The organism is Saccharothrix sp. BKS2, assembly GCF_047689505.1.
Classification (GTDB): Bacteria; Actinomycetota; Actinomycetes; order Mycobacteriales; family Pseudonocardiaceae; genus Actinosynnema; species Actinosynnema lopnurensis.
In genome coordinates this window covers 168791-181492 of sequence record NZ_JAUQOL010000014.1, presented here as the reverse complement: position 1 = coordinate 181492, position 12702 = coordinate 168791, and the positions used below count along the sequence as shown (strand labels likewise).

Sequence of the window (12702 nt, the reverse complement as noted above, 5' to 3'; positions counted from 1 at the left end):
CGGGTGCCCGGCCGGCCTCCCGCCGGCCGGGCACCCTCCCCCTACCTGATGTTGAGACGGGCACTGGTCTCGGCCACGCGCGGCATCCACCCGGCCAGCTGCTCGGCCTCGACCAGCGTGGCGCGGGCCGCCGCGTTGTCGCCGGCGGCCATCTGGGCGCGGGCCATCGTGGCCAGCGCGTCGGCCCGGTCCAGACCGTCCTCGCTGGTCTGCCTGGCCTGGTTCGCGAGGGTGAGCGCGGTGGCGTGGTCGTCCTCCAGCAGCGCCAGCCGGGCCAGCGCCCCGGCGCAGCGGTAACGCGGGTAGCCCAGCCGCACCGCACCGTCCAGCGCGCTCCGCGCCGCCGGTACGCCGAACTCCGCGGGCAGCATCCCGCCCTCCACGGCGTTGACCGTGGAACCGGCCATCTGCGCCATCACGAACGCCATGTCCCTCGGCCCGAGGTCCTCGCGCCGGGCCACGGCGCCCATCACCTGCAACGCCTCCAGGTACCGGGCGCGCAGCCCCAGCACCGCGACCCGCGCGCCGGAGGCCACCAGCAGCTCCGGGTGGCGCGCCACCAGCTCGTCGGACAGCGCCTCGGCCCGGTCCAGGTCGCCGACCGCGATCGCGTCGGTCACCCGGTTCAGCAGCGGGGTCGCCTCGTACTCCTCCAGGGGTCGACCCGTCAGCCGCGGCAGCGCGAACAGGAACCAGCCGACCGACGTCGTCCCCGGCTTGCGCCTCGGCCACAGCGCGTTGACCGCCACCGCCGTGCCCGCCACCGCGAACCCGCGCCAGAAGTCGTGCCCGGCCGCCGCCCACGCCGCCCCGACGACCCCCGCCACGACCACCGCGGCCACGAACGCGGCAGACCACAACCGCACCCGGACCGACTCCCGCACGGACGTCAACCCGACCGACATCAGCAGCGGCACGTTCCGCCACACCACCCGCCGCCCCGGCCGCGTCCAGGTGCGCACCTCACCCCCGACGCCGATCACCACCAGCGACACCCGCACCCCGGCCACCAGCGCCCCGACCAGCAGCCCGACCTGCACCGCGGCCAACACCGCCCAGCCCCCGACCACCGCCCCACCCACCGAGGCCACCCCGGGCCGCCAGACCGCCACCACCACCAGGACAACCCCGGTCAGCACCTTCCACACGCCACCCAGACGCACCCACCCACCCCGAAGTTCCGCGAGTCGTACGTCCAGACCCCGCGAGTCGTACGTCCAGGACCCCGCGAGTCGTACGTCCAGGACCCCCGAGTTGAGCGTTCGGGACCCGCGTGCCCTGCGCTCGGGCCCGCCCGGTTACCCGTTCAGGGGGTCCTGAACATGTAACTCGGGGGGGCCTGGACGTACGACACGACGGGTCTGGACGTACGACTCGCGGTCAGGTTATGGGTGGGGTTGGGGTGGGGTGGACGGGGAGGCCGGCGGCGGCGTAGGCGCGGAAGCCGCCGACCAGGTCGGTGGCGTTGGGCAGGCCCACGCGCTGGAGGTCGCGGGCGGCGAGGCTGGAGGCGTAGCCCTCGTTGCACACCACGACGACGGTCGTGTCGGCGGTGAAGCCGGGGATGCGGTGCTCGCCCGCCGGGTCGAGCCGCCACTCCAGCACGATCCGCTCGACCGGCAGCGCGCCGGGGATCTCGCCCTCGGCGGCCCGGTTGTGGTGCGGCCGGATGTCGACGACCAGGGAGTTCGGCAGGTCGGCCAGCTCGTGCGGCTCCACGCGGTCCAGTGCGCCCCGGGCTTCCTCCAGCAACTGCTCCGCGCTCACGGGCCCTCCTGCTCGGTCAGCACGCTCAACCGCTCCAACGACAGCCGCCGCGCCGGCAGCGGCGGGATCAGGTCGGGGATGTCCGCCAGGCTCGCGTACTCGCGGGTCGGCACCAGCGGCGGCGAGTACGCGTGCACGCTCGCGGCACCCACCTCTCCCCGGTTCACCACCCGGTGCGCCCGCCCGGCCCCGAACCCGAGCGCGCTGCCCACCGGCCGCGCCGCGCTGCGGATCGGCCCGCCGGGGTAGCGGTAGTCCTCGTGCAGCTCACCGGTCAGCACGGTGAACGACCCGGACGCCCCGCCGTGGTCGTGCGCCTCCGTGCCCTGACCGGGCAGCCAGCTCAGCAGCCACAGCTCCACCCCCTCCGTCAGCCCCAGCCGGGCCCACCAGCGGCGCCCCGGGTCGTACGCCAGCACGTCCAGCAGCGGGGTGGTCAGCTCGGCGGCGACGGTGGAGGTCAGGTCGCGCAGCTCGCGCGGCGTCCACAGCTCGCGGGTCGGGTGGATCAGGTCGTGCAGCAGCCGCACGTCCAGCTTCGGGTGCAGGTAGGCGCCCGGGATCGTGGTGGTCACGGGGAGTCGCTCCTCGATGGCTACGGAAAGGGCGAGTAGCTATCAGGACGCGACGCGGCGTATTCCCTGCGGAAGAACGGTGCTTCACCGGCCGCGCCGCGTCCCGCTACAGCCGCACGACGCCACCAGGAGGAGGTCGATCGGGCGGTCGCACCAGGTCAGCAGCTGTCGGGCCATCCTGGAATGGTGCCACGGAACGCGCCGCGACGCAGCGCGTCCCAGGGCTCGGGAACACCTCGGGAACCGACGGGATTGCGCCGGAAAGGTAACGGGGCGGGTAAGGGGGAATGCGCCGGCGATTTACTCCGGGACGCGGAACAGGAGCAGGGAACGGCCACCCAGCGTGACCTTCGTGCCGGCCGCCAACGACCCCGGCGTGGCGGGGGAGCCGTCCGCGGTCGTGGTGTCCAGCACCGGTTCGTAGCGCCCCCCGTACTCCGGGCCCGGCAGGGTGACCTCGACCGCGTCCGCCCCGGCCTGCACGAGCAGCAGCCACGAGTGGTCCGACACCAGTTCGCCGTCGCGGGAGCGGGACAGCGACGTGGAGCCGTCGATCCACATCCCCAGGAACCGCCGGCCGTCGTCGAACCAGTCCGTCTCGGCCATCTCCTCGCCGTCCGGCCGGAACCACACCAGGTCCGGCGCGCCCGACGGCGTGGTGCGGCCGTCGAAGAACTGCGGCTGCCGCAGCGCCGGGCTGTCCGCCCGCAGGTTGATCACCCGCCGGGCGAAGGCCAGCATCGACTCGCCCTCCGGCGACGGCTCCCAGTCCACCCACGAGGTCTCGTCGTCCAGGCAGTACGCGTTGTTGTTGCCGCCCTGCGTGCGCCACTGCTCGTCGCCGGCGGTGATCATCGGGGTGCCCGTGGACAGCATCAGGGTGGCGAACAGGTTCCGCGCCTGCCGCGCCCGCAGCGCCACCACCGCGGCGTCGTCCGTGTCGCCCTCGACCCCGCAGTTCCACGACCGGTTGTCGTTGGTGCCGTCGCGGTTGTCCTCGCCGTTGGCCAGGTTGTGCTTCTCGTTGTACGACACCAGGTCGCGCAGCGTGAACCCGTCGTGCGCGGTGATGAAGTTGATCGACTGCCACGGCCGGCGCAGGTCGTCGGCGTACAGGTCGGACGACCCGGACAGCCGGTAGGCCAGGTCGCGCACGTTCGTCATGCCCCGCCAGAAGTCGCGCAGGGTGTCGCGGTACCGGCCGTTCCACTCGGCCCACTGCACGCCGAAGTCGCCCACCCGGTACCCGTCGCCGGTCGCGTCCCACGGCTCCGCGATCAGCTTGCACCGCGACAGCACCGGGTCCGAGGTGATCGCGGTGAGCATCGCCGACGCCCGGTCGAACCCCCGGCCGCCCGGCCGCCCCAGCGTGGACGCCAGGTCGAACCGGAACCCGTCCACGCCCATCTCGGTCGCCCAGTACCGCAGCGAGTCCGTCACCAGCCGCACGAACTGCGGCGACCCGGCCTCGGTGGTGTTGCCGCACCCGGTGATGTCCAGCGTGCCGCCGCCCTCGATGTGCAGGTAGTAGCCGGGCGCGTCGAACCCCCGGTAGCACAGCGTCGGCCCGTCCGGCCCGCCCTCGCAGGTGTGGTTGTAGACCACGTCGATCAGCACCTCGATGCCCACCGCGTGCAGCGCGGACACCATGGTGCGGAACTCCTCGACCTCGCGCCCCGGCTCGCTGGCGTACCCGGGGTGCGGCGCGAACCAGCTCAGCGGCGAGTAGCCCCAGTAGTTGCGCCTACCGGCCTTGACCAGCGACGGCTCGTCCACGAACGCCTGCACGGGCAACAGTTCGACCGTGGTCACGCCCAGCCGCACCAGGTGCTCCACCACGGTCGGGTGCGCCAGCCCCAGGTAGGTGCCGCGCAGGTGCTCGGGCACGCCGGGGTGCCGCCGGGTGAACCCCCGCACGTGCAGCTCGTAGACCACCGCCTCCTCGAACGGCACCTGCGGCTTCACGCCGGTGTCCGGCCCGCCCGGCGAGGTCACCACCGACAGCGGCACGCTGCCCAGCGAGTCGACCGGCGACGGGCCGCCGTGCATCGGGTCGCCCACGTAGCCCAGGGCGGCCTCCAGGTCGGTCAACCCGCCCGTGATCCTCGTCGCATACGGGTCCACGAGGATCTTCGCCGGGTTGGCGCGCAGCCCCCGCGACGGGTCGTACGGGCCGTGCACCCGGTAGCCGTAGCGCTGACCGGGGGTCACGCCGGAGATGAGCCCGTGCCACACGCCGAAGGTCCGCTCGGTCAGCTCCACCCTCTCCTCGGTACCGTCTTCGCTGATCAAACACACCTCGACCGCGTCGGCGGGCGGTGCGGAGACGGCGAAGCGCACGCCTCCGGCCTCGGGGTGCGCCCCGAGGGGGAACGGACGGCCGGCGAGCAGGATGGAGTCGGCGGGCATGTCCTGATCCTCCCAGTACGCACCGACGGTTCGGGAACGAGCACGCCGCGCCACGACAACGTCACACCAACCGCCCCCGCCGCACCCGCCGTCACGGGGCTTGCAGAACAATGGCCCGGGGAAGGTGTCGACCGGGGCGAGGACGAGCGTGGAAAACGAAGATCTGGTCATCCACATGCAGGGTGTTTCGGTTCGACGGGGCAGGACCACGCTGGTCGGGGACGTCGACTGGGGCGTGGAGCTGGACGAGCGGTGGGTGGTGCTCGGGCCCAACGGCGCGGGCAAGACCACGCTGCTGCGCCTGGCGGGCGCCGAGCTGCACCCGACCAAGGGTCGGCTGAGCCTGCTCGGCGAGCGCATCGGGCGCACGGACGTCTTCGAGCTGCGGCCGCGCATCGGCCTGTGCTCGGCGGCGCTGGCCAACCGCGTGCCGAACGAGGAGAAGGTCGTCGACCTGGTGGTCAGCGCCGGGTACGCGGTGCTGGGCCGGTGGCGCGAGGACTACGACAAGCTCGACACCGGTCGCGCCGAGGAGCTGCTGGGCGCGCTGGGCATCGAGCACCTGGCCGAGCGCACGTTCGGCACGCTGTCCGAGGGCGAGCGCAAGCGCACGCTCATCGCCAGGGCGCTGATGACCGACCCGGAGCTGCTGCTGCTCGACGAGCCGGCCGCGGGTCTGGACCTGGGCGGCCGGGAGGACCTGGTGGCCCGGTTGTCGGAGCTGGCCCTGGACCCGGACGCGCCGGCGATGGTGCTGGTCACGCACCACGTCGAGGAGATCCCGCCGGGGTTCACGCACGCGCTGCTGCTGCGTGGGGGCGGTGTCGTGGCGCAGGGCCTGCTGGACGACGTGCTGACCGAGGAGAACCTGTCGAAGACGTTCGACCAGCCGCTGGAGCTCCAGCGGGCGGGCGACCGGTACTTCGCCCGCCGCAAGCAGGCGTAGCGGGTTCGACGGGCGCTCTGGCTACCCAGGAGTAACCTGCGGGGCCTACCGACACGGGTCGAGGAGGACTGCGTGGCTGAGTTCGTGGGGCTCGAAGTCGAGGGCGGGATCGGCACCATCCGGCTGGACCGCCCGCCGATGAACGCGCTCAACAGGCAGGTCCAGGAGGAGATCCGGGCCGCCGCGCTGGAGGCCGGCGAGCGCGCCGACGTGCGCTCGGTGATCGTCTACGGCGGTCCGAAGGTGTTCGCCGCGGGCGCGGACATCAAGGAGATGGCCGAGCTGACCTACGCCGAGATGGCGGTGCGCGCGGGCGCGCTGAGCTCGGCGCTGCGCGCGGTGGAGGAGATCCCCAAGCCGACCGTGGCCGCCGTCACCGGCTACGCCCTGGGCGGCGGCTTCGAGCTGGCGCTGTGCGCGGACCGGCGCATCGCGGGCGACAACGCCAAGGTCGGCCAGCCGGAGATCCTGCTCGGCGTCATCCCCGGCATGGGCGGCACGCAGCGCCTGCCCCGCCTGATCGGCCCGTCGCGCGCCAAGGACCTCATCTACACCGGCCGGTTCGTGGGCGCGGAGGAGGCCCTGCGCATCGGCATGGTGGACGAGGTCGTCGCGCCGGACGACGTGTACGAGGCGGCCAAGCGGTGGGCGGGGCAGTTCGTCACCGGCCCGGCGCGGGCCTACGCCGCCGCCAAAGCCGCGATCGACGGCGGCCTGGACACCGACCTCGGCAGCGGCCTGAAGCTGGAGAGCCACCTGTTCGCGGCGATGTTCGCCACCGAGGACCAGAAGACGGGCATGGCGTCGTTCATCGAGAACGGGCCGGGGAAGGCGGAGTTCAGTGGCCGTTGATCCAGTCGACCGGGTCGACCCCCGACCGCACCCGCACGCCACCGCCGAGGAGGTCCAGGCGGCCTACGGCGACCCGAAGCTCGCCAACGTGCTCTACCACGACTGGGAGGCGGGCACCTACGACGAGAAGTGGTCGATCTCCTACGACGACCGCTGCATCACCTACGCCACCGAGCGGTTCCGCGCGGCCGCGGGCGACGTCGGTCCGTACGGGCACGCCCTGGAGCTGGGCAGCGGCACCGGCTTCTTCCTGCTCAACCTCATGCAGGGCGACGTCGTCGAGAAGGGCTCGGTGACCGACCTGTCGCCCGGCATGGTCGAGGTGGCGCTGCGCAACGCGGAGCACCTGGGGCTGCCGGTGGACGGCCGGGTCGCCGACGCCGAGCGCATCCCGTACGACGACGACACGTTCGACCTGGTCGTCGGGCACGCGGTGCTGCACCACATCCCGGACGTGCCCGCCGCGATGCGCGAGGTGCTGCGGGTGCTCAAGCCGGGCGGGAAGTTCGTCTTCGCGGGCGACCCGACGAACATCGGCAACGCCTACGCGCGCAAGCTCGGGCAGCTCACCTGGTGGCTGACCACGAACGTGACCAGGCTGGGCCCGCTCACCGACTGGCGGCGGCCGCAGGAGGAGCTGGACGAGTCCTCGCGCGCGGCGGCGCTGGAGGCCGTGGTCGACCTGCACACCTTCGACCCGGGCGAGCTGGAGCGGGTGGCGCGCGGCGCGGGCGCGGTGGACGTGCGGGCGGTGACCGACGAGCTGTCGGCGGCCCTGTTCGGCTGGCCGGTGCGCACGTTCGAGGCGGCCGTGCCGCGGGAGAAGCTCGGGTTCGGGTGGGCGATGTTCGCCTACCGCGCCTGGCAGCGGCTGTCCTGGGTGGACCAGAACGTGCTGGCCAGGGTCCTGCCGCGAGAGGTCTTCTACAACGTCTCGGTGACGGGGCGCAAGCCGGTCTAGTGGGGTACGCGTTCAGCCTCGACGACGTGGCGCACCTGCGGTCGGCCGCCGGGCGCGCCGCGTTGTCGGCGTTGGCCGGGCTGCCGCTGACCGACGCCTCGCGGCTGCGGGACGTGACGGTGGCCAAGGAGGTCTCGCCGGACCACTTCGCGGCCGTGCTGGAGACCCTGCTGCTGCGCCGCCGGGCCGCCGGGAAGGTGCCGTTCGCGGACGGCCTGTTCACCTCCGACGCCCTCCAGCAGGCCACCGCGCACCCGGTGGCGGCGCACCGGGCGACCCGGTTCACCGGGCCCGTGCACGACGTGACCTGCTCGATCGGGGCCGACCTCGCCGCGCTGCCGCCCGGTTCCCTCGGCTCCGACCTGGACCCGGTGCGGCTGGCCATGGCGCGGCACAACCTGGGCGACGACGTGCCCCTGGTGCGCGCCGACGCGCTGCGGCCGGTGTCCCGCGGCGTGGCGGTGCTGGCCGACCCGGCGCGGCGGGACTCGGCCGGCCGGCGGACGTGGCGGCCGGCGGACTTCGCCCCGCCGCTGGACGAGCTGGCCGCCGCGCACGCCTCCCGCGACCTGGCGGTGAAGTGCGCGCCGGGCGTGGACTTCGCGGTGGCGCCGTGGGCGGACGAGGTCGAGCTGGTCTCCCTGGACGGCCAGGTGCGCGAGGCGTGCCTGTGGACGAGGGGCCTGGCCACGCCGGGCGTCGCGCGGCGCGCCACCGTGCTCCGGACGGGCGCCCCGGCGTGGACCCTCACCTCCGCCGAGCCGGACGACTGCCCGGTCACGCCGCCGGGGGAGTGGCTGGTGGACCCGGACGGCGCGGTGGTGCGGGCCGGCCTGGTCCGGCACTACGCGGCCCGGCACGGGTTGGCGCAGCTGGACGAGCGGATCGCCTACCTGACCGGCCCGGTGCCGCCGCCGGGCGTCCGCGCGTTCCGGGTCGTCGAGCACGGCCACCACACCGAGAAGGCGCTGCGGTCGGTGCTGCGCGCGCACGACGTGGGGCGGCTGGAGATCCTGGTGCGGGGCCTGGACGTGGACCCGAACACCCTGCGTCGGCGGTTGAGGCTCAGCGGGTCGGGTGAGGCGACGGTCGTGCTGACCCGGGTGGGGTCGCGGCCGGTGCACCTGCTGTGCCGGGCGGAGCGGACGTAGCCGCGAGGCGGCGCTGCACGTCGAGGTGCCGGAACTGGTAGGTGGCGCCGTTCTGGCGCAGGACGCCGTGCACGGTGTGGGCGTCCCGGAGGAAGGCGATCAGCCGCCAGGGCGCGCGTCCGGTCAGGGCCAGCGCGCACCGGGTCACGAGGTGGTGCGGCCACCGCGTGCGGACGGTGGCCACCAGGACCCCGGTGGCCACGCCGTAGGTCAGGCCGCCGAGGAGCCCGAGGCCGCCGTCGTCGGAGATGACGCCGGTGGCGATCCCCACCGCCGGCGCCACCGCGAGCACGCTCACCAGCGAGGCGGCGCGGTCGCGCGCCAGCACCTCGGCGGGGCCGCGGATCGAGGTGAGGTCGCGGGGCGCCTCGACGCCGTGGACGAGGCTCACCACCACCCCGACCACCAGGCCGAACAGACCGGCGACCGCCACGTCGTACGGCCCGGTCGAGCAGGCCCGCCACCAGCGCGACGAGAGCGCTGATCGCCAGTCCGCGGCGCGAGAGCCGCAGCCCCCTGGCCGGCATCCCGCCGGCCTGCCGGCGGACGGCCAGCTCGACCACCAGCCCGATGGCCACCCCGACGACGAGCCCGTGCTGCGGCGTGGCGTACAGCGTGCACAGGGCGCCGTAGCCGAGCCCCGCGAGCAAGGGCTTGCGCAGCGGGTCCCGCACCCCGGGAGCGGAGCCGGCCAGGAGGAGCGCCATGACCAGGACCACGAGCAGGACGTACGACCTCGGCAGCTCCAGCCCGACGGAGGGCAGAAGGTCGAGCGCGACCAGGAGCACGACGGCCGTGCCCGCGACCAGGGACACCCGGCGCGCGCTGCGGTGGCGCCCGGTGGCCCGCCGGACGACCAGGCAGGCCACGGCGGTGCACACCACCGCGAGCACCTGGCCCGGACCGCCGGCGCTGATCTCCTCGGCCAGTCCCACCGGCACCAGGAGCAGGAGGCCGGCCGGCAGCAGCTTCGAGCGGCTGCCCCGGGACACGTGGCCGGCCACCAGGGCGGTCGCGGCGATCAGGGCGCACTCCACCAGCACGATCGGCACGGCGGCGGTCGGCGTCGCCTCCGCGCGCAGGTCCTCCCCGGCCGCCCACGTGGTGGCCAGCCGCAGCGCGCCCGCCGCCGCGGCGGCGCCGAGGAGCGCGCGCCGGCCGGGCGCCCGGCCGGCGCCGGGCGCGGACAGGACCACCGCGACCAGCACGACGAGCCCCACCAGGACGGCGTCCGGGCTCGCCAGGTTCATCGACTCCGCGAACCGGAGGTCCGTCAGGTACACCCCGGTGTTGGCGACCCAGGTGAGCAGGCCCGCGCAGACCCCGGCCCGCGCGGCGGAGGGCCCGTCGGCGCGGAGCGGGTGGGCGAACCCGGCCGCCAGGCCGATGACCGCCAGCGCGCCCGGCGACTGCCCGAAGTCGGTGAGGTCGTCGAAGAACTCGATGAACAGCCCGCTGGAGACCCCGGTCGCGGCGCCCGCCCAGGCCGCCGCGCCGGGTTGACCGGTCAGCCACCGCACCAGGCCGAAGACCAGGCCCGTCTCGACGCACACCATCACGCCGAACGGCGCCGCGAACCAGGAGTCGTGCGTGACCAGGTACACGAACGCCGCCGTGAGCGCGGCCGCCGACCCGAGCGCGGCGCCCAGCACGAGATCGGCGGCGCGGGGGGACGAGGTGGGCGTGGCGCGCAACCGCCACCACGCCAGGTCCGGATCGCCCGCGCGGTCGTTCTCGAGGTGCCGCGCGAGGTGCCCGAGCCACTTCCGCGCCTGGTCCGCGCGCCACCGCGTGGGCCTGGTCGGGTGCCGCCGGTAGGCGGCCGGCACGAACCCGTCGAACAGGTGCTGCTCCACCGCTTCCCGGTCGGTCAGGTCGAGCAGCACGTCCGGGTGCGGCACGTCGGCGGGCGGGACGCCGGGCGGCGGGTTGTGGACGACCCGGGCCAGCGTCGTCATCAGCGGCGTCCCCATCGCCCCGGCGAGCGCGCCGCCCGCCCCCAGGGCCTCCGCGACCCGGTCCCAGCGCCGTTCGCCGGCCGGTCCGCCCGCACTGCTGCGCAGGTAGGACACCACGTCCTCGGCCGCCAGCGGCTGTAATCGGACGCCCGCCGCCCCGGTCAGGGTCACCTCCGCGCCACCCGGCGGGCGGGTCGCGTCGCGGTACGCGTCGGTGCGGCTGCTCAGGACCAGCGGCGCGCCGCCGGCCAGCACGCCGTTCACCTCCGCGACCGCCTTGGCGCGCAGGGCGCCCGGGATCTCGTCCAGGCCGTCCAGCACCGCGAACACCAGCTCTTCGTCCAGCAGCCGCCGCAGCACCGACACCCCCGCCGCCGTCCGGCGGTCCAGCGCCGGGTGGTCGACCGCCAGGCGCTCGGCCAGCCAGGTGGGCAGGTCCCGCTCCTCCGGGTTCCAGGAGGCGGCGGACACCAGCACCGGCACCGGCGACCCGGGGACGCGGGTGGTCGGGTCCAGCAGGTCGACCACGAACCGGGCCAGCAGCACGGTCTTGCCCGCGCCCGGCGCGCCGAGCACCACCAGCCGGCCGGTGGGCACCCGGCGCCACGTCGCGAGCAGGTCGTCACCCGCCAGGTCGCCGGCCGAGGCGGCCCACGCGGTGCGGTCACCGCCGCGCGGCCGGCCGACGCCGTCCACCGCCAGCCGCGTGATGTCCGGCCAGCTCGCGACCAGGTCGGCCGGTGCGGCGCCCCAGCGCACCGGCAGCGGGTACGGGTCGTTGAGCGAGCGCCGGGCCACCTCGTCCTGCCACTGCTTGCGCACCACCGCGGCCAGGCGGTCGGCGATGGCGGCGAGTTCCTCCCCCGCCGGCTCCGGTTCCCGGCGCCTCTCCACCAGCACGGCCACCGCGATCAGGGCGGCGACCGCGCCCCACACCGCGAACGGCCGCCAGGGCTCGTCGACGGAGACGGTGTTGGTGGCCATGTTCCCCACCAGTGCGATGGCGAAGCCGATCACCATGACGGTGATCGCCGACGGGCGCCGAGCCAAGCGCGTCTCCCGGGCCGTGGGGTGTGGTCGAGGGGGGAATCGGGGCGCCGGGAACCGGTGTTACGCGCCGCCGAGCGAGGACAGCCGCTCGAACAGGAACGACCGCAGCCCGTCCAGGTCGGTGTCCAGGGCGACGTCCAGGTCGGTGTCCAGGGCGACGTCCAGGTCGGCGGGCCGCTCGACCTCCCGCCGCCGGTCCACCACCAGCGCGCCCCGGTTCGGGCCGAACGAGCAGTCCAGGTCCGCCGCGAACGCGGTGGTGGCGAGGATGCCCGGCCGGATCGCCTCGGCCACCGCGACGGCGTCGTGCACGACGATGCCGTCCAGGCCCAGGATCCGCCGGTAGGTGGCCAGGTACTCCCCGGTGAGCCCGACCAGCGCCGCGCCGGTCGCGGAGGTCCGCGCCAGGTCGGCCAGCCACCCGGCGCCCACCGCGCACCGGTGGGTCAGGTCGACCGGGACGAGCGTGGTGGGCACGTCCTCCTCGACCAGCACCCGGCGCGCGGCCTCCGGGTCGCTCCACAGGTTGAACTCGGCGCTGGGGGTGACGTTGCCGACGTCGACCCCGCCGCCCATGACGACGAGCCTGCCGATCTTCTCCTTGAGCCGCGGGTGCGCGGCCAGCAGCAGCGCGACGTTGGTCAGCGGTCCGATCGGGACGATCGTGACGGGCCGGTCGGCCGCCTCCAGCAGCTCGCGCATCAGCGTGACGGCGTCGCGCGGGTCGGCGGCCCGGGTCGGCTCCGGCAGGGTGCCGCGCGCCCCGGACAGCCCGTCGGAGCCGTGGGCGCTGGACAGGTGCGGCTGGGGGTGGACCAGCGGCCGGTCCGCGCCGGCCGCGACCGGCACGTCCTCGCGGCCCAGCAGGGCGCGCAGCCGCAGGGCGTTGGCCGTGGTGTCGGCGAGCAGGACGTTGCCGAAGACCGTGGTCACGCCGAGCAGCTCGACCTCCGGGCTGGCGGCGGCGAGCGCGAGGGCGAACGCGTCGTCCACGCCCGGGTCGGTGTCGATGATGAGGGGGGTCGTCACGCCC

The 12702-nt window shown here is 74.8% G+C and carries 9 protein-coding genes and 1 pseudogene; 4 read left to right on the top strand and 6 right to left on the bottom strand.

Annotated elements, in window-relative coordinates:
- Nucleotides 1–41: 41 nt before the first annotated feature.
- The 4 genes from Q5530_RS28490 to glgX all read right to left on the bottom strand — a co-directional run bounded on the left by Q5530_RS28490 (nucleotide 42) and on the right by glgX (nucleotide 4751).
- Nucleotides 42–1163 carry a hypothetical protein gene (locus tag Q5530_RS28490; protein WP_380642100.1) on the bottom strand — a complete coding sequence of 374 codons (1122 nt, stop codon included), beginning with the start codon at nucleotides 1161–1163 and terminating at the stop codon, nucleotides 42–44.
- Between the two features lie 217 nt (nucleotides 1164–1380).
- Complete coding sequence (locus Q5530_RS28485) at nucleotides 1381–1767, bottom strand: rhodanese-like domain-containing protein (protein ID WP_415365884.1); 387 nt, start codon at nucleotides 1765–1767, stop codon at nucleotides 1381–1383.
- Nucleotides 1764–2342 carry a cysteine dioxygenase gene (locus Q5530_RS28480; protein WP_415365883.1) on the bottom strand — a complete coding sequence of 193 codons (579 nt, stop codon included), beginning with the start codon at nucleotides 2340–2342 and terminating at the stop codon, nucleotides 1764–1766. The genes Q5530_RS28485 and Q5530_RS28480 overlap by 4 nt, the downstream gene beginning before the upstream one ends.
- 300 nt (nucleotides 2343–2642) lie before the next feature.
- Nucleotides 2643–4751 (bottom strand): glycogen debranching protein GlgX, encoded by a 2109-nt coding sequence (glgX, locus tag Q5530_RS28475; protein WP_415365882.1) that lies wholly within the window; start codon nucleotides 4749–4751, stop codon nucleotides 2643–2645.
- Between the two features lie 175 nt (nucleotides 4752–4926).
- On the opposite strand from glgX, the gene Q5530_RS28470 reads away from it, so the two are divergent.
- The 4 genes from Q5530_RS28470 to Q5530_RS28455 all read left to right on the top strand — a co-directional run bounded on the left by Q5530_RS28470 (nucleotide 4927) and on the right by Q5530_RS28455 (nucleotide 8661).
- Nucleotides 4927–5697: an ABC transporter ATP-binding protein gene (locus Q5530_RS28470; protein ID WP_415365980.1), complete on the top strand. Its 771-nt coding sequence runs from the start codon at nucleotides 4927–4929 to the stop codon at nucleotides 5695–5697.
- A 72-nt stretch (nucleotides 5698–5769) separates the two neighbouring features.
- Nucleotides 5770–6549, top strand: a complete 780-nt coding sequence (locus Q5530_RS28465; protein ID WP_380642108.1) for an enoyl-CoA hydratase/isomerase family protein — start codon at nucleotides 5770–5772, stop codon at nucleotides 6547–6549.
- Entirely contained in the window at nucleotides 6539–7510 is a 972-nt protein-coding gene (locus Q5530_RS28460) for a class I SAM-dependent methyltransferase (RefSeq protein WP_415365881.1), read from the top strand. Before Q5530_RS28465 ends, Q5530_RS28460 begins: the two co-directional genes overlap by 11 nt.
- Nucleotides 7510–8661, top strand: coding sequence for a THUMP-like domain-containing protein (locus Q5530_RS28455; RefSeq protein ID WP_415365880.1), 1152 nt, complete (start codon nucleotides 7510–7512; stop codon nucleotides 8659–8661). Before Q5530_RS28460 ends, Q5530_RS28455 begins: the two co-directional genes overlap by 1 nt.
- A 2069-nt stretch (nucleotides 8662–10730) precedes the next feature.
- On the opposite strand, the pseudogene Q5530_RS28450 reads toward Q5530_RS28455, so the two are convergent.
- Nucleotides 10731–11603: pseudogene (locus tag Q5530_RS28450) on the bottom strand (NACHT domain-containing protein); the annotation flags it as partial.
- A 126-nt stretch (nucleotides 11604–11729) separates the two neighbouring features.
- Nucleotides 11730–12698 carry a nucleoside hydrolase gene (locus Q5530_RS28445; RefSeq protein ID WP_415365879.1) on the bottom strand — a complete coding sequence of 323 codons (969 nt, stop codon included), beginning with the start codon at nucleotides 12696–12698 and terminating at the stop codon, nucleotides 11730–11732.
- Between the last annotated feature and the right edge of the window lie 4 nt (nucleotides 12699–12702).